1 pseudogene is annotated in these 1,003 nt (G+C 68.5%); it reads left to right on the top strand.

The features are described from left to right. Nucleotides 1–498: 498 nt before the first annotated feature. Nucleotides 499–1,003: pseudogene (locus CD790_RS36745) on the top strand (SDR family NAD(P)-dependent oxidoreductase); the annotation flags it as partial.

The following is a 1,003-nucleotide window of genomic DNA, read 5'->3' as shown; positions in this document are numbered from 1 at the left end:
GGTTGGCGTTATCGGGTGGCGTGGTCGCCGTTGGTTGGGGTTTCTGGTGTGTTGTCGGGGGCGTGGTTGGTGGTTGTGCCGGCCGGGCTCGCTGGCGATGTGTGGGTGGGTGAGTGTGTGGCGGGTCTGGCGCGTGGTGGTGCCCGGCCGGTGGCGTTGGAACTCGACGTGGATGAGTGTGGTCGTGAGCGGGTCGCTGAGCGGCTGCGTGGGGTGTTGGAGGGTGAGGCGGGGTTCGCGGGTGTGGTCTCGCTCCTCGCGTTGGCGTCGGGCGTTGTGGTGTGTGACCCGGGGTGCGGTCGCGGTGACGGACTCGGAGCGTGTGACGGATCTCGATCAGGCTCAGTTGTGGGGTCTGGGGCGGGTGGCTGGTTTGGAGTTGGCCGGTCGTTGGGGTGGTGTGGTTGACCTTCCTGAGGTGGTGGATGCGCGTTTGGTGGGGCGTCTGGCCGGTGTGCTCGCCTCGGGCGAGGCGAGGTCGCACTGCGCGCCGCCGGGGTGTTCGGTCGGCGTGTGGTCCGTTGCGCGGGGTCTGGCGGCGGTTCCTGGCAGGCGTCGGGGACGGTGTTGGTGACCGGTGGTACGGGTGGTGTGGGTCGGCATGTGGCGCGGTGGTTGGCGCGGGCGGGGGCGGAGCATGTGGTGTTGGCTTCGCGGCGTGGTCCCGCCGCTGATGGTGTGGCGGAGTTGCGGGCTGAGATATCGGCGATCGTGATGCGGTGGCTGCTCTGTTGGCGGGTGTTCCGGCTGAGGTGCCGTTGACGGCGGTGGTGCATGCGGCGGGTGTGTTGGATGACGGTGTGCTGGACGGGCTGTCGGTGGAGCGGTTCGAGTCGGTGCTTCGGGTGAAGGCGGAGGGTGCCCGGCATCTGCATGAGTTGACCCGTGATCTGGGTCTGTCGGCGTTCGTGTTGTTCTCGTCGTTCTCGGCGACGGTGGGTGGTGCGGGGCAGGGTAACTATGCTGCGGCGAACGCGTATCTGGACGCGTTGGCGGAGGTGCG

Source organism: Streptomyces sp. SAJ15 (assembly GCF_007595705.1).
Lineage (GTDB): Bacteria > Actinomycetota > Actinomycetes > Streptomycetales > Streptomycetaceae > Streptomyces.
This window is presented reverse-complemented; position numbering and strand designations above follow the sequence as displayed.